Source organism: Pseudomonas sp. PB101 (assembly GCF_009764265.1).
In the GTDB taxonomy this organism is placed as follows: domain Bacteria; phylum Pseudomonadota; class Gammaproteobacteria; order Pseudomonadales; family Pseudomonadaceae; genus Aquipseudomonas.
Map to the genome: position 1 here is coordinate 151,722 of NZ_RWIR01000007.1, position 23,189 is coordinate 174,910.

The window sequence follows — 23,189 nt, forward strand, 5'->3', positions numbered from 1 at the left end:
AAGCTGTTGATTTAGTTTTGTCATGGGCAGTACGGCGAGCCCTGAATCGGCTGCGGCCTGTGGTCTCTCGGGGACCCTTCGGCGGGCAGCATTCGGCGGGCTGGCGAGATCGATGGTGGCCCAAGGGCGGGATCAGGAAAACGAGGAAATATGTCGATGCGAACGATGAAAAAACTCGTTAGCGCGCACCGGGAAAGGGCGCTGTGGGCGGGGATGCCCGAGGTGGGTGCAACGCGTTAAAAATGTATTGAATGGGCGATAGCAATCGCGGGCAAGCCCGCTCCCACAGGTCAGGTGTCGTGCCCGATTTCTGCGGCCGACATGAATCCTGTGGGAGCGGGCTTGCCCGCGATCAAGGTCCGCAGGACCTTCCGGCAATATCAGAGCCGGCCGTATTCCTGCGCCGTACGATCCATCGCTGTCAGGGTCTTGCTGATCAACTCGTCAACCTCTTCACGACTGGCAATCAACGCCGGCGCCATGATGATCCGCCCCAAAGTCGAGCGCACGATCACGCCCTCCTCGAAACCAATCGTACGGCAGCGCCACGCAATGTCGTTCTCGTTGGCGAAACGCTTGCGAGTGGATTTGTCTTCGGCCAGTTGCAGCGCCGCGACCATGCCGGTGCCCTGGATGTCGCCCACCAGCGGGTGCTTGCCGAACACTTCGCGCAGGCACTGTTGCAGGTACGGGCCGATGTCGTCCTTGACCCGCGTCACCACGCCTTCATCACGCAGCGCCTTGAGGTTGGCAATCGCCACCGCCGCCGCCACCGGGTGCCCGGAATAGGTCAGGCCGTGGGCAAACACGCCGCCCTGCTCCACCAGCACCGAGGCCATTTTCTTCGACAGGATCAAGCCACCCATCGGGATGTAGCCCGAGGTCAGGCCCTTGGCGATGGACAGGGTGTCCGGCTCGAAACCGAAGTACTCGTGGGCGAACCATTCGCCGGTGCGACCGAAGCCGCCGATCACTTCGTCGGCGCACAGCAGCACATCGTATTTGCGGCAAATGCGCTGGATTTCCGGCCAGTAGCTTTCGGGCGGGAAGATCATGCCGCCGGCGCCCTGGAACGGTTCGGCGATGAAGCCTGCGACCTTGTCCGCCCCCAGTTCGAGAATCTTCGCTTCCAGTTGCTGTGCCGCGCGCAGACCGAATTCGGCTGGCGTCAGGTTGCCTTCGTGGGCGAAGAAGTACGGCTCGTCGATGTGCTCGATGTCCGGAATCATGCCGCCCATTTCGTGCATGAATTTCATGCCGCCCAGCGCCGTCGCGGCCAGGGTCGAACCGTGATAACCGTTCCAGCGGCCGATCATGATTTTCTTCTCGGGCTTGCCGAGCACCTGCCAGTAACGACGCACCGTGCGGATCAACACCTCGTTGGCTTCAGAGCCGGAGTTGGTGTAGATCGCGTGGCTGTAGTGAGCCGGCAGCAGGCTGAACAGCAGCTCGGACAGCTCGATCACCTGCGGGTGGGTGGTGTGGAAAAACATGTTGTAGTACGGCAGCTGCTCCAGCTGTTGCGACGCCGCAGCGGCCAGGTCCTTGCGCCCGTAACCGAGGTTGGTGCACCACAACCCGGACATGCCGTCGAGGTAACGCCGGCCATCGTTGTCCCACAGATGCAGGCGCTCGCCACGGACCATCACCCGTGGCCCCTCGTCGTTGAGGGCTTTCTGATCGACGAACGCATGGATGTGGTGCGCAGCGTCGGCGGCCTGGTAGTCGCGGGTTTCACGTGGTGTGGTCATCGCCAGTTCTCCGTTTTGTTATCAGCGCAATTGAAACCAGGTGGTCTTCAACTGGGTGTATTTATCGAATGAATGCAGGGACAGGTCGCGGCCGAAACCGGACTGCTTGCCACCGCCAAAAGGTACGGTCACGTCCAGCGCATCGACGCTGTTGACCGACACCGTACCGGCTCGCAATTGTCGCGCCACACGGTGGGCGCGGTTGAGGTCGTCGGTCCACAGCGAAGCGGCCAGACCGTAGACGCTGTCGTTGGCCAATTGCAAGGCGTGAGCCTCATCGTCGAACGCCGTGACGGCCAGCACCGGGCCGAACACTTCGTCGCGAAACAGCGGCATATCCGGGGTCACACCGGTGAAAATCGTTGGCTGGATGAAGTTGTCCGAGCCGTTGAAGATCGACTGCCGACCGCCACAAATCCGGGTCGCGCCTTGCTGCTCGGCCTGCTGGATGAACGTCATGATGCGCGCGGTCTGACGGCTGTCGACGATGGCCCCGGCGGCGCTCGACGGGTCCAGCGGATCGCCCGGCAACCAGCGTTCGGCCTGGGCCTTGAGGCGCTCGACGAACTCGTCATGGATCGAGCGTTGTACCAGCAACCGCGAGTTGGCCGAGCAGACTTCACCCTGGTTGAAGAAGATGCCGAACGCGGCTTTCTGCGCGGCCAGGTCCAGATCCTGACAATCGGCGAACACCAGGTTGGCGCTCTTGCCGCCGCACTCCAGCCACACCTGCTTTAGGTTCGATTGCGCCGAGTACTGCATGAAATATTTGCCGACTTCGGTGGAGCCGGTGAACACCAGGCAATCGACGTCCGGGTGCAGGCCGAGGGCCTTGCCGGTTTGCTCGCCGAGGCCGGGCAACACGTTCAACACACCTGCCGGCACGCCGGCTTCAAGCGCCAGCTCAGCCAGACGCAAAGCGGAAAACGGCGACTGCTCGGCCGGCTTGAGAATTACCGAGTTGCCCGACGCCAGGGCCGGAGCGAGTTTCCACGCGGCCATGTCCAGCGGGAAATTCCACGGCACCACGGCCGCCACCACGCCGAGGGCTTCGCGGGTGATGGTCGCGAGCACGTTCTGCGCACTCGGGGCGACCTGATCATAGAGTTTGTCGAGGCTCTCGGCGTACCAGCGGAACACGCCCGCGGCGCCCGGCACATCGATGTTGTAGGCATCCGCGACGGGCTTGCCCATGTTCAGCGAGTCGAGCAGCGCCAGTTCTTCGCGGTTGTCGAGAATCAAGTCGGCCAGGCGCAACAGTACTTGCTTGCGTTCGCTCGGTGAGCGCGCAGCCCAGGTACCCGCCTCGAAGACCTGCCGCGCATTGCGCACCGCCACGTTCACGTCTTCTTCGCCGCAGGCGGCAACGTTGGCCAGGCATTGGCCGGTGGCGGGGTTGATCGCGGCGAAAGTCTGCCCCGACTGCGCCGCATGGCGCTTGCCGTCGATCACGGCCTGGTCGGGAAACCGCAGGGAAGCGGCCTTGCGTTGCCAATACTCAAGCTCGAACACGTTCAGATGCTCCGTTGGACATTCTTGTGTATTGGATAGTCGCTCAGGCCCGAGCGGTGGAAAACCAGTAAAAATGTGTTCGCAGGCCAAGAAAAAACTACGTAGCCAATCTCCCTTCCGGCGCAGCATGTGGTTATTGTTCAACCACGACAAATCGCTACCCGAGCGGATAGGGGTGGCGCGCAAATTGCCTGGATGCCTGATCCGTTCTCCCCCGAGGTTTGCTGTGGCTGCCTACAATCTGCGTCAACTGAAATACTTCATCACCACCGTCGAGTGCGGCAGCGTCGCCGAGGCCTCGCGCAAGCTCTACATCGCCCAGCCTTCGATCTCCACGGCCATCAAAGGTCTGGAAGACAGTTTCGGCGTGCAACTGCTGATCCGCCATCACGCCCAGGGCGTGTCATTGACCCCCAGCGGTGCCCGCTTTTACCGCAAGGCCCAGGAACTGCTGCGCATGGCCAAGGAGTTCGAACAGAACGCCCTGGCCGACAACGACGTGGTATCCGGGCAGATCGATATCGGCTGTTTCGAAACCGTCGCGCCGCTATACCTGCCGCAATTGATCGCCGGGTTTTCCGCGTTGTACCCGGGGGTGGAAATCCGCATCCGCGACGGCGAGCAACAAGAGCTGGTGCAGGGCCTGACCTCTGGCGCCTTCGATCTGGCGATCCTCTACGAGCACGATCTGGACGGCACCATCCAGACCGAACCACTGATGCCGGCGCAGCGACCGTACGCGCTGCTACCGGCGGATCACCGCTTCGCACAGCAAGCGCAAGTGTCGCTGCGGGACCTGTACCTGGAGCCGATGATTCTTTTGGACGTGCAGCCGAGCCGGACCTATTTCGTCAGCCTGTTCGATGAGCTGGGCCTGACCCCGCGCATCGCCTTCAGCTCGCCATCGATCGAGATGGTGCGCGGCATGGTCGGCCAAGGCTTCGGATTCTCGATCCTGGTGACCAAGCCGCACTCGGAGTGCACCTACGACGGGCAGAAAGTGGTGTGCGTGGACATCGCCGAAGAGGTCACCGGTTCCGGATTGGTGGCGGCATGGCTCAAGCGTGGGCAACTGACCAAACCGGCGCAGTTGTTCGCTGACTATTGCCGCGAACAACTGACCGCCAAATCCGAAAGCTCGTAGGAGCTGGCTTGCCAGCGATGGCGGCATCAAGGACGGTACATGTCTCAAGGGCCTCATCGCCGGCAAGCCGGCTCCTACAAGGTATGCGTGCAGGTCGACGTTTGATTTACTTACGCGGTTTGATCCGCGCCGTCGCCTCCGCCACCAAAGGATCATCCGGCCAGTAATGCTTCGGGTACCGCCCCTTCAAATCCTTCTTCACTTCGGCGTAGGTGCTGCGCCAGAAGTTCGCCAGATCCTGAGTCACTTGCACTGGCCGCCGTGCTGGCGACAGCAGATGAAGTTTCACGACTTGTCGCCCGCCAGCGATGCGCGGGGTCTCGGCCAGGCCGAACAACTCCTGCAAACGCACCGCCAGAATCGGCGGCTGTTCACTGTAGTCCAGACGAATCGACGAGCCCGACGGCACGCTCAAATGATGCGGCGCCAGTTCGTCCAGCCGCTGTGGCAACGGCCACGGCAGCAGGTTGTGGACGATGCTCGACAGGTCCAGATTGGCAAAGTGGCTGAGCCGGGAAACCTTGCCCAGATACGGCATCAGCCAGTGCTCCAGACTCTTGAGCAACGCCGCGTCGCTGACATCCGGCCACTCGCTCTCGCCCTTGCCGGCCAGGTCCAATTGACGCAACAAGGCAACCCGCGCCTGCCACTGACGCAGCTCCGGGGTCCACGGCAACAGCTCCAGGCCTTTGCGACGCACCAGATTCACCAGCGCCTGGCTGCGTGCGTTTTCGTCGAGTCCGGTGAGCGGTTCACGACTGAGGATCAATTCGCCGACCTTGCGCTGACGCTCGGCCCGCAGCACGCCTTCACGCTCATCCCAATCCAGTTGATCGACGCAACGCACCTGCTCGGCCAGTACTGAATCGAAGAGCGCCGGGTCGAAGTCCGTCGCCAGATAAATCCGTTCCTCACGCTGCCCCTGACGACTGCCCAGATCGGCAATCACCAGCCACGGTTGCTTCATCAGGCTGTCGGCTTCGGCGAACAGTGCCGCACGACCGTTGGCCAAACGGTATTCCGCGCCACCGGCACGCCGCTGCTGGGCGACCCGGTCGGGATAGGCCAGCGCCAGCAAGGCGCCGAGCCAGCGTGGATGGTCGGGATCGCTGACCGGCGCCGAGGCTTTGCCGCGCAGGTAACCACGATATTGCCGCGCCAGTTGCCGTGCGCGCTGCACCCCGCCCTGTGCGCCACGTGCAGCACGCTCTTCGCCGGACAGCAGCACCAGTCGGCTGTGCAGGTCCGCCCCGGCACCGCGCAAGATATCGCGCTCGCCGAGCAGCGCCGCGACGTCGCAAGCCATGTCCGCCAGCCCCAGCGCCTGACCGCGCAACAGCAAATGCGCGATGCGCGGATGCGCAGGCAGTTCAGCCATGGCCTGGCCGTGGCGGGTCAGCGCTTCGCCCTCCAGTGCGCCCAGGCGTTCGAGCAGGTCCTGGGCCTGTGCATAAGCGGCGGCCGGTGGCACGTCGAGCCACACCAGTTGCCCGGGTGTCACACCCCAGCGTCCCAGTTGCAAAGCCAGCCCGGCGAGGTCCGCGGAAAGAATTTCCGCACTGCCGTAGGCCGCCAGTTGCTCGTGCTGATCCTGGGACCACAGGCGATAACACACGCCCGGTTCCAGCCGCCCTGCCCGGCCCGCTCGTTGTGTGGCGCTGGCCTTGGAGATGCGCTGGGTGTCGAGACGAGTCATGCCGCTGCCGGGGTCGAAACGCGGCACCCGCGCCAGCCCGGCATCGATCACCACGCGCACACCGTTGATGGTCAAGCTGGTCTCGGCGATGTTGGTGGCCAACACCACTTTGCGCTTGCCCGCCGGTGCCGGATCGATCGCGGCCCGTTGCGCGGCCAGGTCCAGTTCGCCGTGCAACGGGCAGAGTAGAACCTGAGTGTTTTCGCCCAAGGCATCCGCCAACTGCTGATGCACGCGGCGGATTTCTGCCTGCCCCGGCAGGAACACCAGCACGCTGCCGGTCTCGTCGTTCAAGGCTTCAAGGACGGTCTGCACCAGCCGCGGCTCGATGAATTCACCGGCCTGGAACGGCCGGCCCCAACGCATCGCCACCGGGTACATGCGCCCTTCGCTGCGCAGGATCGGCGCGTCGTCGAGCAATCCGGCCAAGCGTTCGCCTTCGAGCGTGGCGGACATCAAGAGGATTTTCAGCGGCTGATCGTCACGGAACAGTTCCCTGCCATTGAGGCTCAGGGCCAAGGCCAGATCCGCGTCGAGACTGCGTTCGGCAACTTTACCACTTGCAACATGTTATCAAACGACCAAGGATGCAGACCCAGCTTGACGTATTGCAAGCAATCCAGGAGGAAACCGCTTTGACAATTATCAAAACTTCCGCCTATCTCGCGAATTACCCATTTACAGCGATCACTGCTGATGTTGCAGCACTCATGCAGCGGTGTCTTGATCGCACCAGCAGATACAAAGCCAACGGCCCTCTGCTGAAGATATTTGAGGCCTATTGTGATGTAACCCAAGTCACGATCACGTACCTGAGCCTTTCAACACCGGCGTTTGACAAGATCGTTAGAGGGTTTCTAGGTTCACTGGACGGAAACTCCCTCATTACTGGCAAACGGAGCGCCCGAGTAAGGCACGCTACTAATTTTGTCTGCATGCTCAATGAAATGCGATCTGAAGTCCCTCTCGTACCGAAGTTCGAATCGCAAGCCAAAAACCCTCGATTACATGTTGATGCTTGGGAGGAGGCGCGACAGAATTTGGATCTGAAAGCGGTGCACTATTGGAATGGCTGGGAGGTTGTCTCGACAAAGGGAGTCAGCAGTTACCTCCCAATCGCTTTTTTATGGCGTTCACACGGACAAGAATTTGCAGAGGAAGTATTCCAAAATATGCGTCGCTATTTGGAAAAAACCGCGCGCCTTAATATCGCTGAATTCAACGCTTTTGTTAAATTTCTTGGGCAAAACCCCGACCAATGGCCTCCTAGTGCGTTCCACCACCCAATAAAAATAAAAAATTGTTTTGTACAATTTATGCTTGTTTATTTCAATAACTCAGCGGCTAACGGGTTGGATATTCCTTCTCGAACAAGATCCTATTCCAAATTTATTTTTTCAATCGAGGAAGCATTCCTTCAAGGTGGAGTCTGGGCGAAGCCGTTTGGTGGGTCTTTGCCAAAGCCATATACAACTGATACTCCCGGCGCCGAAACCAATATAACAAACATGAATGACGGGGAAACAATAAAGGAAAAACTCATCACGCAAATTCCACTACAAATCACCGACCGATCTGCTATCGAACTTTTATTTAGAACAATTAATGAAGATATAAACCTGATTTTGGCCTGGGCAAAAAGCCGAGTTCGCGATCTACGAAAAAGACAAATTACAAGAAACAGATTAGCATCTACTGGCACCCCGATAATCGCTTCTTGGCCTAAGTCGATTCGAGTTGCCGCGATGGGAGAGGCTAATTTTTGCGCCACCTTCAATATGTACGGCCTAAAATATATACGGGACAATTTTGCTACCCTTTTTGGAGAAAAAGCCGAAAAATCAAAAATTGCACCTTTCTTTGTTCTCCCGGGAAGGGACGACTTTTATTTTTTTCAGTTCTTACTAGTCCACGGCCATCCATGCATCACCGAGTCTTTTTTCTTAAATTTTGAGCTATACAACAAAAGCGGACAACTATCCGGCATACTTAAAACGGATACCGGACACCAACTTGTCGGATATAAAGATAGAAGAAAGGGGGATCTTAGCGAACAAAAAATCGACTTAACGCCTAGGGAAGCAGTTCTCATTCGACAAATTATTACTCTGACAGCGCCATTAAGATCCGAACTAAAAAGTGCGGGAGACGACAACTGGCGCTATCTGTTTCTGCAATGTTCTCACGAACTAAACTACCCAAATATAAACAAACCAAGAAAGCTAACAAAAAACCAAACCGTAGAGACCATGGAGGAAATAATTTCCCAATTATCAGTTCACACCAAACGAAGTAGAAGCGAGCTAAAGAATTTTATACACAGAGTTTCCTTGACCACACTTCGAGCCTCTTGTGGTGTTGCCATTTATCTGAAAACTAAGAGTGTTGAGGAAATGGCAAAAGCTTTAGGTCACTCGGAATATAACTCAAGTTTATTGAGTCGGTACTTACCGGAGCCGATTCTCGCATTTTTTCAGACAAGATGGATAAGAGCTTTTCAGAGAGGCATCATTTGTGAAGCCATGAAAGACAGCCCCTACCTTCTCCAAGTTGCAAGCTTCCAATCGATGGACGAGCTTCACGAATTCCTGGAAAATCATGCCATCAAAGAAATTCCACCTCATCTACTGTATCCCGAAAAAAACCGTACAAATCGGGTGCCGGCACACTCAGAACCTATCACTGCTCCATATATCGAGAGAGTTTTGATCTCAATCGACGTAGGGATTCTAACTGCCTTGTTGTCAGTTCAGGCCGCGGTTAGTGCATCTCCTCGTCGCTCCGAAATCAGCGCCTTGGCTCTTTACTGGTCAGAGTTTGCCGATCTTGTTGCAAAAGAAATCGATAGGGGCTGGGACAACGAACTTCAGCTTTACCTCGCGACTGCTCGTCAACACGCCAGCGCTGATCGAATGAGGACTCTAATTTATGCACCTACCGCCTGAAATTTCTTTCCTCAAGCCGTTTCTCATCGAAGCGAAAGATACTTATAGGACTGCCGTCTGGCTAAAGAGCGACTTCGATGCGCCAATATGGGCTTATAACTTTGACTCTAAAGAGTCTTCCACGCTCGATTGGAATATTATATTAGACGATGGCAGCCTACTGACATCGAAAGAAAATAGTGATCTGCTAAATAGTTTCAAGTTCTTTCTAACCGCTTCCACCAGAAGCGTTGCAGGCTACATGAGTGAAACTAACGATTTGGGCGGTCAACAGCGAACTCGATTTCGCCAAGCCCTTCTCATCATAGACTGTTTTCTGCAAAACGCCGATCGATATGGGTTGACTACCTATGGCTTAGGAGGACTTACAGCAGGTAACCTTAGGGAGATACTGGAACAAATTGCATCTAATTCCCTGACCTCGGAATCCATCTATAACTGGACAAAGGAACTACAAATTTACTGCTTAAAATCTTATGAATGCGCTGACAAAGCCGCTATTCAAATGGCTTTGCAAATGCTGCCACAACTATCAATAATCACACCGGAGCAAGAAGAAAATGATGAGCTAGGTATCCCTCACCAAATGATCCCTTCAGTTCGTGCCGCACTTCACCTTAAAAACCTTTACATCAATCACAAAAGCCATGGAAAGGTTCCGAACTCGATAGCTATTTCCCAAGACATTTACCGTCGGTGCCTATGGGGAAAAAACAATGCAAAACCAGTTCACGAAATCCTTTGCATCCAAAACAACATCAGTCAATTCACCCGAGAATATCAGGGCATTAAAGTTACAACCGGCACGCCCCAAAAAATTCAATACCAAGAATATTGCGGCTATCGCACTGTGCTCTACAACATAGGGGCTCTCCACGAAGTTGGTTTACCGGCTCCGCCAATTGATGCCCTGATGGAAATAGAGCGGCTTGAATTAGATTTATCGACAACTGGCCGACATCGGACCTTACCATCGACCCTTGTTTTCAAATGCCTCAGGCAGGCAATTGAATTTCATTTGGAGCATGGAGAGAAATTGCGCAAGGGTTTATGTCGACTAGCACTTTACTGCAAAATCAATAAAACCAGACCAACCAAACTTACCAATGAAAAAGCCATCGAAGTTTTAGGCTCAGAGCTAGTAAAAATAGGAGTTCGACAATTAGGGCTCTCATGTAGAAATTTAGACAGCGGAAAAAGCAACAGATCCATTAAAGGCGAGAAGACTGAATACTTTAATAAGCTTCGTTCAAACTCCGGATTTCTAGATCTGATTGGGGTCTATATTGGTTCTGTGCAGCTAGTCGTAGGAGTGCTAATGGCAAGAAGGGTAACTGAAATGTGTGGATTGCAATCTAATAGTTGCTTTGACGATTCTGAGCAATGGTTACTATTCTACAATGGCAAAAGCACACGCAGCCTTTTCGGCCTAAGGAGAAGGGTTGCCCGCCCAATCGAGCCAATCGCCGTAGAGATGATAAAAAATCTTATCCATATGCAAAAGGTTCTAGTACGAATCGGCTACATCGACAACATGATGACACTTTTTGCCACTCCGAGCTTTAAGGGAATTAATAGTCTGACCAACGCAAGCTTAACTTCATACAATCGAAATCTAGACTTGCTTTGCGACTACTTTGAAACACCGTTGAATCATCTCAATCAACGCTACTATATTCGTCAACATCAGCTTCGCCGTTTTTTTGCAATGCTATTTTTCTACTGCGGTAGCTTTGCAAAGCTGGATACCCTTCAGTGGATGCTAGGGCACGGTGACATTAAACATGTCTGGCACTACATTACCGAAACGACGGACGGGGCTGTGCTCGAAAGCGCAAAAGCCCACTACGTAGCTGAATCCATGCAAGGCGAAAATATACAATATTTTACTGATCTGGCGAATCTAATAAAGAAGCGCTATGGCACTGAGGACTTTAGCTTGCTCGACACTAACGACCTTGAGGACCATATCCTAGACTTAATACAACAGGGTCTGGTAGACATACAACCAGAGTTCTTCACTGATGAAACAGGCGAGCAATTTAAGATTGTAGCAAAAGTTAGCCGGGGAACTTTATGACAACGAGAGCCTCAAGAAACGTGAAAACCACCTCGGCCGTCAAGATACTTCAAGACCTGCTGATCCTAGTGGCAAAGCGCCCCCAACATTTCTCAAGTGATACAAATCTTCGGTTGGCACTCAAAAGCCAAGGAGGCTTGGCTTCTATAAACATAGTGTATGTCAGTGAGACGGGTGTGGACATTCAAACTACACCAATGAGTCTAAACACACTTAAAACTTACTCTAATGATGTGCTCAACAATGGTTTCAAGGGGCTCAATTCACTGCGAATAAAGGCGTTGGAAGCTCTCGAAATTGCGGAAAAGCGAAATACGCAGATAAACAAAAGAACAAAATCCGGACTAACGCGAAAGGTGGAACAACTGGAATTTGAACTAGAAATGCATCGCCGAACTAACTATATCCTCCTACAGGCTTTATCCACTGCAATTATCCAACTCTCCAGCGTAGAAGATGCGCCGAACGAACTAGTCAGGACCAAGCGAATACGAGATACCCAGGGCCTCCTGAGGGCAATTGTCGGAATGAACAATCCTCCCTTCAACGAGATTCCAATCGTGCGGACAAACTCTGACAACACTCTAAAACCCTCTCACATCGTCACTGATATCAACAGCTTTAGAAAATAGCGAGCATTGCTATGACGGATATTGCATCTCGGCAACTTTACAGCACTCTCGGTGAATTCTCAATTTTCGACTATTTTTCGGTTGATCGGCTTGGCACTCGAGACGCGAGCAACATGCCATTCATGATCTGGCCAAACGGTTCACCATGTCTGATAGGAAATTTGTATATGCTCTCCCTCCGCGATCGTAGCGGCCGCGGCGGACGGCAAGGACTCTCACGCAGGGGGAGAAAAGGGGGAACGATGGGAGACTACGCTACAAAAATAAGCCAACTTTTACGACTTTGCTACAAAAATAAAATAGATTTAATCGAATTAAGCGATCAGAACTTTAGCGCTTTCATTGAAGAACTTAGAAAAGAGAAGTCCCCCCGCAATGCTGCACAACCCAAGAAAACAGAAACGTCAATATTGAACGTTGGAAGAGTTTGGTTAGATTTTCTTGGTTTTGTTGGTAGATTTCATGGTGACAAAAATTTTGTCTCAGCAGAAGGCACAATAAGAGCAAAAGAGCAAACTTACACTTTCGTTACCCAAACTGGTAAAAAAATCAAACGCTCTTTCCTTCATCACCATTCATTCGGCCAAAAAACCAGGACACATCGACGAAATCCTATTTCGGCAGAGAACATCAAGAAATTAAAAAAAGCTGTCAACGCGATAGATAGCTCAACTTTTGTCAAACAACGAAGACACTGTCTACTTGACCTTCTTCAGAATACTGGGGCGCGCAGAACAGAAGTTGGAAATATCACTACCAACGATATACTCGACGCCTTTCGCATGGAACAACCCTTACTTCGACTGGAAACTTTGAAACGCGGCGACAGAAATGAACGCTATATTCCCGTCACAAAAATGTTGCTCCACGATATAAAAAACCACATCATAAACCTACGACAAAAGGTTATAAAAAACAGATACAAATCTGGACCTGATCACAACTTTCTTTTCATCTCAGAGACTACAGGCAAAAAAATAAGCAGCGACACAATCACTAATGAAATATCGATACTTCGAAAAGCAGCCGACATCAGCGAGCAAGCCTGCGCTCACATGTTTCGCCACGCTTTCATTACCAATCTTTTTATCTTGCTCATTCAGCGCCACCAAATGTCGACGAAGGATGACTTTCAGCGAGCGCTGCTTGATAGCCACACATTTATGGTAGAAGTGACGCAATGGACTGGTCATATAGAGCCTAGCTCGATTGAGGGGTACATCAATTTAGCCTTTCAATCTCTCGCCAGTTACTCCACTACCATCACATCCGTCCACTTAGTCAGAGCAATGCAAATATTTGATGCTAAGCAAGCAGAACTTATTATAAGTCTCGAGCAAGGAATGCCAATTAAACAGTATAAGCTTGAGATCCAGACATTGATCCAGTTAAGAGATGAGGATTTCGATATCGCACGAAAGGTAGAACCGTTAGCAAAACACACCTACTAGCAATTGGTTCCCCAACCTCAGAATTGAAGTTCCCTCCCTTAGCTGAAGGAACCAGATGCCGACAATACTCAAAAAATTGGAAATTCGCTCCGTGTAAACCGCTTAAACTCCTTGTTAACCACGGTGGTTAACAGCGCAAAAATCAGGGTTACAACATTTGGACTGCCCCGCCTTCCTGGATATCCTGTGTCGATCGGCACTTGGCAACCTATCCTGCCTCAACCCCATGTGAAGGCATGAGGACGAGATCTGCTTTGAGGCCAGCATTCGAACGGTTCCAAGCCCCCTTGCCTATTCAGTTTGGACGTAACGCTTCCGTAGCTTCGAAACGCCCTCGGCAACCTCAAGGCGCTCTATCTCCCCCATGACGTCTTCGAGGACTTTCGCAACAGAACGATTGTCCTTTAATGCATAGCTACCGACCATCAACGTTATGGGGTGCGTACCGAGCACAGTAGCGATGTCGTCGAGCTTATCGATGGTCGGAGCGTAGATACCTCGCTCCAATGTACTGATGTAAGTCCGGCTGCTGAGAGTGGAAAAATCCTCCTGCGTTTGACCTTGTTTCAAACGAAGCCACCGAAGAACCGTCCCGAAAGCAATTTTCAATTCCACTTTGCATGTCCTGCAAAAGGAACGATAAGGCGCTTTCTGAACAGTATATGACTACAATGTATACTGTTCATACTGAGGATTCGCCGTGTTCATCACCAATAGACAGGCAGAAGTGAAAGGCGCTGAGGTATTGCTAGAGCCTGGCCACCAAGGCTGGCATCTTGTTCAGCAACACCTGATGTCACCTTGGTTTCATACCACCATAGCCAGATGCGAGGACAGCTTAGAGATCCATGACGTGGTGTTCGTGGATAGCATGCAAGCACTAACGGCCCTTCTGGAGCTAACGGAAGTAGGGGTCCAAGTGAAATCGGTACAGTTGGTGTCGCCAGGGTGGCTTAACGGCTCCGGTGACTGGCGCATGGAAAGACTACTGGAAGTAGCTCGAAGTCAGGACGGGGCATCGTTGCGATATACCCTTATTGATGGCCGGTATTATTACTTCCCGGAGGCGCAGCCAAGCTCTTCAGTCACATTTAGCGAGCTGGTGTTTCGTTGTCAGCAGTACGAAGGGGCGAAGCCTTAGTTTTCTGAGAGGTTGGATAAGACGTGTTTAGAATTTGACAATGCCCGCCCGACTCAAGCCGGTAAACCAAGGCCCTTTATCTAGTAGGGTAACCGCAACACAGTTTCCCCGCCGCACGAACCATTCCGGCAGGAAACGAAGATCCCGCTTCCCTCCTTGCCAATGAAAAACACCGATCTGAAACGATCACAGGGAGCAGAACAAACAGTTTTGGTTTGTTGGTGGGCCTTCAAAAATAAATGCGACCCCAAGTCCCTACGCCCCCCCAAACTAGATATGGAAGAAAGGCTACACCGCAGCCCTCGCAGAAGCTGGCCAAGTCATTGGCATGACACAGTCGCTATACCTTTCGCGGTTTAACACGCGCTGTTGCCTCAGCCACCAGCGGGTCGTCTGGCCAGTAGTGTTTGGGGTAGCGCCCCTTCAGGTCCTTTTTCACCTCTGCGTAGGTACTGCGCCAGAAGTTCGCCAGATCCTGGGTCACCTGCACCGGCCGCCGCGCCGGGGACAGCAGGTGCAGCTTGACCACTTGCCGGCCACCGGCAATGCGCGGGGTCTCGGCCAGGCCGAACAGCTCTTGCAAACGCACCGCCAGAATCGGTGGCTGCTCGCTGTAGTCCAGACGGATCGACGACCCCGATGGCACGCTCAAGTGATGCGGCGCCAGTTCATCCAGACGTTGCGGCAGCGGCCAGGGCAACAGGTTGCGAACGATGCTCGACAGGTCGAGATTGGCGAAATGACTCAGCCGCGAAACCTTGCCCAGATACGGCATCAACCAGTGTTCGAGACTCTTCAGTAACGCGGCGTCGCTGACATCCGGCCACTCGCTCTCCCCCTTTGCGGCCAGGTCCAACTGACGCAACAACGCCACCCGCGCCTGCCACTGACGCAGCTCCGGGGTCCACGGCAACAGCTCCAGGCCCTTGCGTCGCACCAGATTGACCAGCGCCTGGCTGCGGGCGGTTTCATCGAGCCCGGTCAAGGGTTCGCGGCTGAGGATCAGCTCACCGACCTTGCGCTGGCGTTCGGCGCGCAGCACGCCTTCGCGCTCGTCCCAATCCAGTTGATCGACCACCCGCACCTGTTCGGCCAATACCGAGTCGAACAGCGCCGGGTCGAAATCCGCCGCCAGGTAAATCCGTTCCTCGCGCTGGCCCTGACGGCTGCCAAGATCGGCAATCACCAGCCAGGCTTGTTTCATCAAACTATCGGCCTCGGCGAACAGCGCAGCGCGACCGTTGGCCAGGCGATATTCCGCACCACCGGCGCGCCGCTGCTGAGCAACGCGATCGGGATAGGCCAGCGCCAGCAGCGCGCCGAGCCAGCGTGGATGATCCGGATCGCTGACCGGCTCCGACGCCTTGCCGCGCAGATAACCGCGATACTGCCGCGCCAGTTGCCGGGCCCGTTGCACGCCGCCCTGGGCACCGCGAGCGGCGCGTTCTGTGCCGGACAACAACACCAGTCGACTGTGCAGGTCGGCACCGGCACCGCGCAGGATATCGCGCTCGCCGAGCAGCGCCGCGACATCGCAGGCCATGTCCGCCAACCCCAGCGCCTGCCCGCGCAACAGCAAATGGGCGATGCGCGGATGCGCCGGCAGTTCGGCCATGGCCTGACCGTGACGGGTCAACGCCTCGCCCTCCAGTGCGCCGAGTCGCTCAAGCAAATCCTGGGCCTGGGCATACGCAGCGGCCGGGGGCACATCGAGCCAGACCAATTGCCCGGGCGTCACGCCCCAGCGGCCCAGTTGCAAGGCCAGCCCGGCGAGGTCCGCCGAAAGAATTTCAGCGCTGCCGTAGGCCGCCAGTTGCTCGTGCTGATCCTGTGACCACAGGCGATAACACACGCCGGGCTCCAGACGCCCGGCCCGGCCCGCACGCTGGGTGGCGCTGGCCTTGGAAATGCGCTGGGTATCAAGACGAGTCATTCCACTTCGCGGATCGAAACGGGGTACGCGCTCAAGACCCGCGTCAATTACTACTCGTACGCCTTCAATAGTGAGGCTTGTTTCGGCGATGTTGGTGGCCAGCACCAACTTTCGTTTACCTTCAGGCGCGGGATCGATCGCAGCACGCTGTGCACAGAGGTCGAGTTCGCCATGCAATGGACAGAGGAGTATGTCGTTCCGCTCACCGAGAATATTTGCCAGTTCTTGATTGACCCTTCGAATTTCGGCTTGTCCTGGCAGAAAAACGAGAACGCTACCACTCTGCTCTTCGAGTGCATCCAAGCATGCTTGGATCACTCTCGACTCGATGTGCTCACCAGGCTGAAACGGGCGCCCCCAGAGAGTAGACACCGGGTACATCCTGCCTTCGCTAGTGATAACTGGTGCACCTTCTAACAACTGCGAAAGCCGCTCACCTTCCAGCGTTGCTGACATCACGAGAATCTTCAGGGGCTGCTCATCACGCAGTAACTCACGGCCGTTGAGAGTGAGTGCCAAAGCAAGATCCGCATCAAGATTTCGCGAGTGGAACTCATCAAAAATAACCAGCCCAACGCCTTCAAGAGCCGGGTCATCTTGAAGACGGCGCGCCAAAATTCCTTCAGTGACAACTTCAATTCGAGTTTTCGGACCGATGCAGCTTTCGAGGCGAATACGATACCCAACGGTCTCACCAACCTTCTCCCCTAGCTCACTGGCCAGTCTTTCTGCAGCGGCACGGGCAGCCAATCGGCGAGGCTCAAGCATGAGGATGGACTGCTCACCAAGCCACTCTTCACGGAGGATTGCCAATGGAACGCGAGTGGTCTTACCGGCGCCTGGGGGGGCTTGTAGTACAACCTCGTTGCACGCATTCAACACGTGTAGAAGTGCCGGCATAGCGGCGTCGATTGGCAAAGAACTCATGGCGACTCCCAGGCAGATGAGCAGTATAACGGGTTAAGGAGTTCGACCGTTTGGAGAGTGAGAACCGCCAAACAAACGCGTGTTCACAAGTCAGTACTCAGAATTTGACCATTATCGAAAAACACCACGCGCTCTGCTGCCAGAGCCGCGAAGCGTTCACCATAGTCCACGTCGACCATCGTCATACCGTCGATGGAGAATGAATTCAGACTTACAGCACTTCCCCGACCAGCTCAGCATCATGATCAGAAGTAGTCTCGTCGATCAGCAGAGTACGGGGCTCCATGACAATTGCACGAAAAATGGCAACGCGCCGTTGCTACCCCTAGGGAAGTTGCGCCGCGAAAGCCTCGATTTCCCATGGACCCGAAGGATAGATGCTCACTCTGGTTCGTACCCGTTAACATACTCGATCCGCCTGTGCATACGCCCGAGCAGGTCTGTCAGAGTACTCACTTCCTCTGGGGAAAGGTCTGCCAGCAAGCGTCGCTCACGCTCCATTGCAGCCAAAAAAATCTGGTCATGTAACGCTTTGCCTTCGCTGGTGAGGCTGACGGTATAGCGACGTGCGTCACGGGCATCCACCGCAGTCGTGACGTAATTAGCTTCCTCCAACTGTTGCAGCGATCGGCTCACAGCACTCTTATCGAGCCCGATAACCTGACATATCCGGTTTGCAGTGATGCCGTTCTCCACAGCCAACATGGACAACATTCGCCACTCCACAACACCTACCCCGAAATGCTTTCGATAGCATTTGGAAGCCCCCGCCGAAAGCTTGTTCGACAAGAAATTGAGCAGACCTGGCACATAGCGGCCAAGGTCCAGATGCAAATCTTCTGGCATAAAAATCCGTGCTGGTGCGTCAATGATCGAGAATATTGGTTGACATATCAACCAATATTCTTAGGATTGATTCCGACCCATCGAGCAACCTCTCAAAACTCTTCGCGGTCATCACAACAATAACAGGAGGATCGACATGTCCCCACACCAGCACGCGATTGCAGCACTAATTTGCTCAGTTCAGCCTCGCACGCACATCGTGTAGGAATCGACTGAGCAATGACGCTCATTGCCGCCTGTTGCGAATAGACCGCTTGGGCACGCGATCAACCTGCATTATCGACAAATACCATCGATCACCGGCTCTTAGTAAAAAATTACCAGTGCTGGAACTCATACCACTCATAAATCTTAAAAGTGGAGATTGTCATGACTGTTTCACTTGCAACGCCTTTCGGTAGTACCGCTGCACCGCAAGACTCATCACCGTTCCTGCTCGATCAATGGTACGTAGGTGCCTGGTCTTGGGAGCTCAAGGAGAAACCGGTCGGCCGTACCTTGTTGAATCAGCCTATTGTGTTGTTTCGCACGGGTGATGGCCAAGTAGCTGCGCTCGAGAACCGTTGCTGCCATCGAGCACTGCCGCTTTCTGACGGAACACTGGAAGCCGAAGGTTTGCGCTGTGGCTATCACGGCCTACTCTTCGATGCGACAGGCAAATGTATTGAGGTTCCAGGCCAGTCAAAAGTCCCAGGTAAGGCTATCGTTCCGGCTTACCATATTCGCGAACAGGACAGCATCATCTGGGTTTGGTTTGGTAGCGCGGCACATTCAGAGCCTACATCTGAGCCGCCCACCTATCCTATTCATAGCTCAGGCAAATATCTGTTCGAAGGTGATGTGTATCACTACAACGCCCCCTATCAACTCATACACGATAACTTGTTGGATCTCAGTCATCTTGGTTATGTCCACCTTCGTACTATCGGAGGGAATGCCAAAATCCACATGACGGCAGACATGACTGTGGAAAGTGACGAGCGAAGCGTCAAAGTCACGCGTTACATGCGTAACTCCGTGCCACCACCCACCTACACCGCCGCCTATCCGTTCAAGGGCAACATTGATCGCTGGCAAGAAATAGAGTTTCACATCTCTCATCTGCTGATCTGGACCGGCGCCGTCGATGTCGGAAGCGAATCAATTGAAAACCCCGAACGCGGTGGCTTTCATATGCGGGGCTTTCATGGCGTGACACCGGAGACAGAGACAACCAGCCACTATTTCTGGTCGATGGCCACCAATCCCGTCAGCGATCCCGAAGTGACCAAAAAGAAAGTCATCGAACAAACAATCCTGACGTTCGATGAAGACAAGGTAGTCATCGAGTCTCAATACGCCAACATGTGCCAATTCAGCGGCCGTCCTATGGTCGACATCCATGTTGATGTCGGAGCCAATCGCGCCAGACGAATCATTCAACACCTTCGCAGCTCAGTCGGCTGACCCTGATCCGAAATGAATGCCTCGCATAAAGAGGGCGGCTAAGCCTCACGCCATTGAAAAAACGTGAGGTTCAGAGCCCGCCCGCTTGTCAATGTGGTGAAGGCCTAATGAGCTAGATGTTTACACGCGACAATCAGCATTCACGATCGATTCACCTGCATAACTACGGTTATCTCCGATTAGAGTCGAAAAATTCCCACAGCCTTATTCAGTTCCTCTCCCACTTGCCGCAGTTCGACAGTTGAATCGCTCAACTGAAGACTTTCCCGAGCACTGCCCTCGGCCACCTCTCGCACACGCAACATACTTTGGCTCACCTTGTCGGCCACGGCGCTCTGCTGTTGGGCTGCGGCAGCGATATGCTGATTCATCTGTTCGATACTCAACACCGCCTGTGTAATTTTTGTCAGAGCCTGGGAAGCTTGCCCCGCCAAAATCACTGTTTCGCTGGTCAAGACATGACTACCATGCAAACGCTCGGCAGCTTCCTGTACCACCAAGCGCAACCGCATGATTAAACTTTCGATTTCCAGCGTAGATGATTGAGTACGTTTAGCTAGCCCCCGTACCGCGTCGGCAACTACTGCAAAACCGCGACCATGCTTACCAGCCCGAGCAGCTTCAATTGCCGCATTCAGTGCTAACAAGTTCGTTTGCTCGGCTACAGCCTTTATCACATCTAATACACTGCCAATAGATGCGCTTTCTCTCAACAGTGACTCCATAACTCCTGCGCAGCCGGTCATTTCCAAAGCGAGGCAATCGATTTTCCCACCCGCCATACGAACCAGTTCATCGCCTTCACGGGCGTGACTGTGGGCTTGTGCAACTGCAGCACTGGCCTCATCAGCATTGCGTGCAACCTCTTTCGCAGTGAATGTCATTTGGTCCATGGCCGTGGCGGCAAGCTCGGTTTCCAGTCGCTGCTGCTCGACGCCGCGACCGCTGCGCTCGATCACATTGACGAGGCTGCCAACGGTGCCACCCATTAGGTTAACGCCCTGATGTATACGCCCGACTAGAACACGCAGACTACCCAACATATTGCGTGCAGTTTCGAGCAACTGACCCAACTCATCGCGTCGCTCCAGACTAAGCAGTGCAGCACTCAAGTCTCCTGCCGCTACGCGCTGCGTCAGTTGTACGGCTTGGCGCAAGGGTTGGAGGATGAGGTGGCGAATCAGAAGACTCGCACCGACTCCCAATCCGAGTGCCAAAAGGCTGATGAGTGCTAGTCGACGATAAGCATTTTGACTATCTGCGGCTAAAGCGGATTCTTGCCGTTGATTATTTTGATCCAGCAATGCTGCGATGCGCTGTGCTTGAGTGGTCATTGCCTCGTCACCACTTCTAGCCTGTGCACGATCAGCAACGAATTGTTCAAAGGCCTCACGATAATCCTTGAACGCGGCACGAGCGATCTGAAGCGACTCCTGCTGCGGGCCTCCAAGGTTCAGCGCCAGATTATCCATGGAGGCAAGAATATCGCTCATGTTGGTCTCCCAATCATTGCGGTAACGCTCTTCGCCGTCCAGAGAGTAATAAAGCTCGCTGTCACGTAGCTTCGACAGTTTGTTGAACAAGTCACCTGTCTGTTCCAGACGGGCCATTTGTTCGACGTTCGCGACACCACCCCGTTCAAGTTGGGTATTGAGTACATCCATTTGATCGAGGAAAACACCAGTAAAACTGTCCCCCACAGTTTTCGCTCGATCTTGCATATGCAAGCGTGCGGAACGAGCTTGGCGAAGCGAATCTGAATAACGAAGAAATTGCTCCAGATAAGCCGCACTTGCTTTACGCATCTCGGTTCGTTCACCAGGATCCACGTTGGCCCCACCAAGTAGTCGGCTTAAGACGTCGATACTTGCTCGAACCTGCTCAAGGTTTTGCTGGGTGAGACTCAGAGCGAAATCTTTTTCAGATATCCGCGCCTGTAAAATCAACGCACGAATCGCTGATTCGCTCTGCAGTTGCTCGCTGCGCGCTTGTAGAATGGCGAGGGAGTTGAACGCTGTAACCGCTACTGAAACGGTAAATATCAACACTAACCCGAAACCCAGCGATAGCTTGGCACCCACAGACAGATCGCCGAGTTTTCGGCTCAGCACAGACGAATAGTTGCTCACGAGGTAGTAACCTTCTTTTTATTTTACCATCCGCTCCCTTAGGCAGTCGCGGCCTAGTGAGCGAGGGTATTAGAAAGATCCCCCTAGTAATAATCGAGATTTCTACTCACAGGTATTTCGATAAATCATACCTCGACACAATAAATATTATAATCACAACTGAAATTTCTCAAAATTCGAAAATCAACACTAACCAATGAGACTCAGTCAAGTCTATGCAGTCGCTCCGTCAGCCTCATGCCTTTGGTCATTAAGATTACTTGCCATTTTGGATATCAGCGCTCTCAGCCAACCGTGAGCTGTATCTCCCTCCATACTCTTATGCCAAATCATACATTCACGAGTTGCCGGAATTTTTACTGGCGTCGAGAGAACTTTCAGCGGCAAGTGCTGCGCGTACAATTCGGCTAACATTCGATGAGTCGTTGCGACCCTGTTAGTACCAATAACAACTTGCGCTAACGTATTAAAATCATTGCAAATAACCTCAATCCTGCGACTGACTCCATACTGATTCATAAACCACTCTTCGATGCTTAACTTCCGACTTCTTCCAAAACCAGCAGACACATGCCCCATAGTTATATACTGCTCGAGCGTAATCTGCTCCCCCACATCAGGATTTTCATCCCACAGAACGCAAACATGATCTTCTTCAAAAAGAAGCACATAGGGATGATCGGCAGTGATGTAAAAATCCGGCATAATGATAAAATCAACTTCACCACGAGTCAGCATCTCGTTGCTATGATCGCTTACACCGATAATTTCAAATGTGATGTTAGGCGCATTACGGTTTGCCCACACCATTACTTTTGAAAGTAGAACGCTAACCAAATAATCCGACGTGATAATTTTAAAATGCCGATTGCTCGTCATTGGATCAAAGTCCGGCTTGGCAGTGATCGATGACTTAATCAAAAGGAGTACTTCTCTTATTGGACCCGCCAACTCCAAGGCATAGGGAGTCGGCTGCATTTTTCGATTAACGTAGATTAATAGATCGTCTCCAAAGTACTCACGCAATCTACTAAGAATGCCACTGATCGCCGACTGCGTCATATGTAGGCGTTCCGCAGCACGGGTGATATTGCATTCCTCAAGCATCACGTCCAGAGCGACCAAAAGATTTAGGTCAAGATGATTAAATCGCATGGATAACCTCATATCTATTATTTTTTGCAATACCTTCCCCCGAAATGCTGACCTCGTCAAGCGCCGGAATTTCAGCTCACTCCCTGGAATTCCGGCGCAGGCCCACCCCTGACGACGTATTTGAGATTTCGATCATGAGTATCCTGACTCTTGATTGTTCAAATCATAAAAAACCCCTGTACCGTTCGTTCCACAAGAAAAATCCACCATAAGAGCGCCCTTCCAGGCTCTTGCCGGGTGCAGAGAGGGAACACCAGATGATTCAGCTTAATCTTGCTGCCATTACATCATCAGACTGCCAAGTCATAGCGAATGACCTTCCCCTCGCTCGATCATCGCTGCACCCTCGATACCGAGCCTTGCGCTCGGCAGCAGCCAATCCAATTCGTTTGACCACCGAA

The 23,189-nt window shown here is 53.5% G+C and carries 14 protein-coding genes and 2 pseudogenes; 7 read left to right on the forward strand and 9 right to left on the reverse strand.

What is annotated here, in order from left to right; genetic code table 11:
• Positions 1-380: 380 nt before the first annotated feature.
• The gene (locus tag EI969_RS02150) at positions 381-1,751 is read right to left on the reverse strand and encodes an aspartate aminotransferase family protein (protein ID WP_160385715.1); all 1,371 of its coding nucleotides are present in this window, start codon (positions 1,749-1,751) and stop codon (positions 381-383) included.
• A 21-nt stretch (positions 1,752-1,772) separates the two neighbouring features.
• Positions 1,773-3,263 carry an aldehyde dehydrogenase gene (locus EI969_RS02155; RefSeq protein WP_160385716.1) on the reverse strand — a complete coding sequence of 497 codons (1,491 nt, stop codon included), beginning with the start codon at positions 3,261-3,263 and terminating at the stop codon, positions 1,773-1,775.
• Between the two features lie 226 nt (positions 3,264-3,489).
• Here EI969_RS02155 and EI969_RS02160 point away from each other — a divergent pair, with 226 nt between their 5' ends.
• The gene (locus tag EI969_RS02160; protein WP_160385717.1) at positions 3,490-4,407 is read left to right on the forward strand and encodes a LysR family transcriptional regulator; all 918 of its coding nucleotides are present in this window, start codon (positions 3,490-3,492) and stop codon (positions 4,405-4,407) included.
• Between the two features lie 106 nt (positions 4,408-4,513).
• Here the strand turns inward: EI969_RS02160 and hrpB (EI969_RS02165) are convergent.
• Positions 4,514-6,649, reverse strand: a pseudogene (gene hrpB / locus EI969_RS02165) (ATP-dependent helicase HrpB); the annotation flags it as partial.
• A gap of 41 nt (positions 6,650-6,690) precedes the next feature.
• Between hrpB (EI969_RS02165) and EI969_RS02170 the strand changes: the two are divergent.
• From EI969_RS02170 to EI969_RS02185, 4 genes are read left to right on the forward strand one after another with little or no spacing between them, the layout of a single operon-like run.
• Positions 6,691-9,048 (forward strand): hypothetical protein, encoded by a 2,358-nt coding sequence (locus EI969_RS02170; protein WP_160385718.1) that lies wholly within the window; start codon positions 6,691-6,693, stop codon positions 9,046-9,048.
• Positions 9,032-11,128: an integrase gene (locus EI969_RS02175; protein WP_160385719.1), complete on the forward strand. Its 2,097-nt coding sequence runs from the start codon at positions 9,032-9,034 to the stop codon at positions 11,126-11,128. Before EI969_RS02170 ends, EI969_RS02175 begins: the two co-directional genes overlap by 17 nt.
• A 20-nt stretch (positions 11,129-11,148) precedes the next feature.
• Positions 11,149-11,760, forward strand: coding sequence for a hypothetical protein (locus tag EI969_RS02180; protein WP_371925830.1), 612 nt, complete (start codon positions 11,149-11,151; stop codon positions 11,758-11,760).
• A gap of 11 nt (positions 11,761-11,771) precedes the next feature.
• The gene (locus EI969_RS02185) at positions 11,772-13,211 is read left to right on the forward strand and encodes a tyrosine-type recombinase/integrase (RefSeq protein WP_160385721.1); all 1,440 of its coding nucleotides are present in this window, start codon (positions 11,772-11,774) and stop codon (positions 13,209-13,211) included.
• Between the two features lie 291 nt (positions 13,212-13,502).
• Here the strand turns inward: EI969_RS02185 and EI969_RS02190 are convergent, their stop codons facing one another.
• Complete coding sequence (locus tag EI969_RS02190) at positions 13,503-13,826, reverse strand: helix-turn-helix transcriptional regulator (protein ID WP_160385722.1); 324 nt, start codon at positions 13,824-13,826, stop codon at positions 13,503-13,505.
• Positions 13,827-13,911: 85 nt separating this feature from the next.
• On the opposite strand from EI969_RS02190, the gene EI969_RS02195 reads away from it, so the two are divergent.
• Positions 13,912-14,352, forward strand: a complete 441-nt coding sequence (locus EI969_RS02195) for a hypothetical protein (protein WP_160385723.1) — start codon at positions 13,912-13,914, stop codon at positions 14,350-14,352.
• A gap of 340 nt (positions 14,353-14,692) precedes the next feature.
• Here the strand turns inward: EI969_RS02195 and hrpB (EI969_RS02200) are convergent, their stop codons facing one another.
• Entirely contained in the window at positions 14,693-17,212 is a 2,520-nt protein-coding gene (hrpB, locus tag EI969_RS02200; RefSeq protein ID WP_160385724.1) for an ATP-dependent helicase HrpB, read from the reverse strand.
• A gap of 381 nt (positions 17,213-17,593) precedes the next feature.
• Positions 17,594-18,058, reverse strand: coding sequence for a MarR family winged helix-turn-helix transcriptional regulator (locus EI969_RS02205; RefSeq protein ID WP_160385725.1), 465 nt, complete (start codon positions 18,056-18,058; stop codon positions 17,594-17,596).
• Positions 18,059-18,427: 369 nt separating this feature from the next.
• Here EI969_RS02205 and EI969_RS02210 point away from each other — a divergent pair, with 369 nt between their 5' ends.
• Entirely contained in the window at positions 18,428-19,504 is a 1,077-nt protein-coding gene (locus EI969_RS02210) for an aromatic ring-hydroxylating dioxygenase subunit alpha (RefSeq protein ID WP_160385726.1), read from the forward strand.
• Positions 19,505-19,683: 179 nt separating this feature from the next.
• Here the strand turns inward: EI969_RS02210 and EI969_RS30860 are convergent, their stop codons facing one another.
• The 3 genes and pseudogenes from EI969_RS30860 to EI969_RS02220 all read right to left on the reverse strand — a co-directional run bounded on the left by EI969_RS30860 (position 19,684) and on the right by EI969_RS02220 (position 22,788).
• On the reverse strand, positions 19,684-20,547 hold the full coding sequence (locus EI969_RS30860) for a methyl-accepting chemotaxis protein (protein WP_371925835.1): 864 nt from the start codon (positions 20,545-20,547) through the stop codon (positions 19,684-19,686).
• Positions 20,542-21,309, reverse strand: a pseudogene (locus EI969_RS30865) (HAMP domain-containing protein); the annotation flags it as partial. The gene EI969_RS30860 and the pseudogene EI969_RS30865, both read right to left, overlap by 6 nt.
• A gap of 537 nt (positions 21,310-21,846) precedes the next feature.
• Positions 21,847-22,788 (reverse strand): LysR family transcriptional regulator, encoded by a 942-nt coding sequence (locus EI969_RS02220; RefSeq protein WP_160385727.1) that lies wholly within the window; start codon positions 22,786-22,788, stop codon positions 21,847-21,849.
• Between the last annotated feature and the right edge of the window lie 401 nt (positions 22,789-23,189).

Coding starts and splice junctions, on each gene's coding strand:
- EI969_RS02150 (WP_160385715.1), bottom strand. CDS start 1,751: ATGACCACACCACGTGAAACCCGCGACTACCAGGCCGCCGACGCTGCG.
- EI969_RS02170 (WP_160385718.1), top strand. CDS start 6,691: ATGCAGACCCAGCTTGACGTATTGCAAGCAATCCAGGAGGAAACCGCT.
- EI969_RS02175 (WP_160385719.1), top strand. CDS start 9,032: ATGCACCTACCGCCTGAAATTTCTTTCCTCAAGCCGTTTCTCATCGAA.
- EI969_RS02185 (WP_160385721.1), top strand. CDS start 11,772: ATGACGGATATTGCATCTCGGCAACTTTACAGCACTCTCGGTGAATTC.
- hrpB (WP_160385724.1), bottom strand. CDS start 17,212: ATGAGTTCTTTGCCAATCGACGCCGCTATGCCGGCACTTCTACACGTG.
- EI969_RS02205 (WP_160385725.1), bottom strand. CDS start 18,058: ATGCCAGAAGATTTGCATCTGGACCTTGGCCGCTATGTGCCAGGTCTG.
- EI969_RS02210 (WP_160385726.1), top strand. CDS start 18,428: ATGACTGTTTCACTTGCAACGCCTTTCGGTAGTACCGCTGCACCGCAA.
- EI969_RS30860 (WP_371925835.1), bottom strand. CDS start 20,547: ATGTTGGGTAGTCTGCGTGTTCTAGTCGGGCGTATACATCAGGGCGTT.
- EI969_RS02220 (WP_160385727.1), bottom strand. CDS start 22,788: ATGCGATTTAATCATCTTGACCTAAATCTTTTGGTCGCTCTGGACGTG.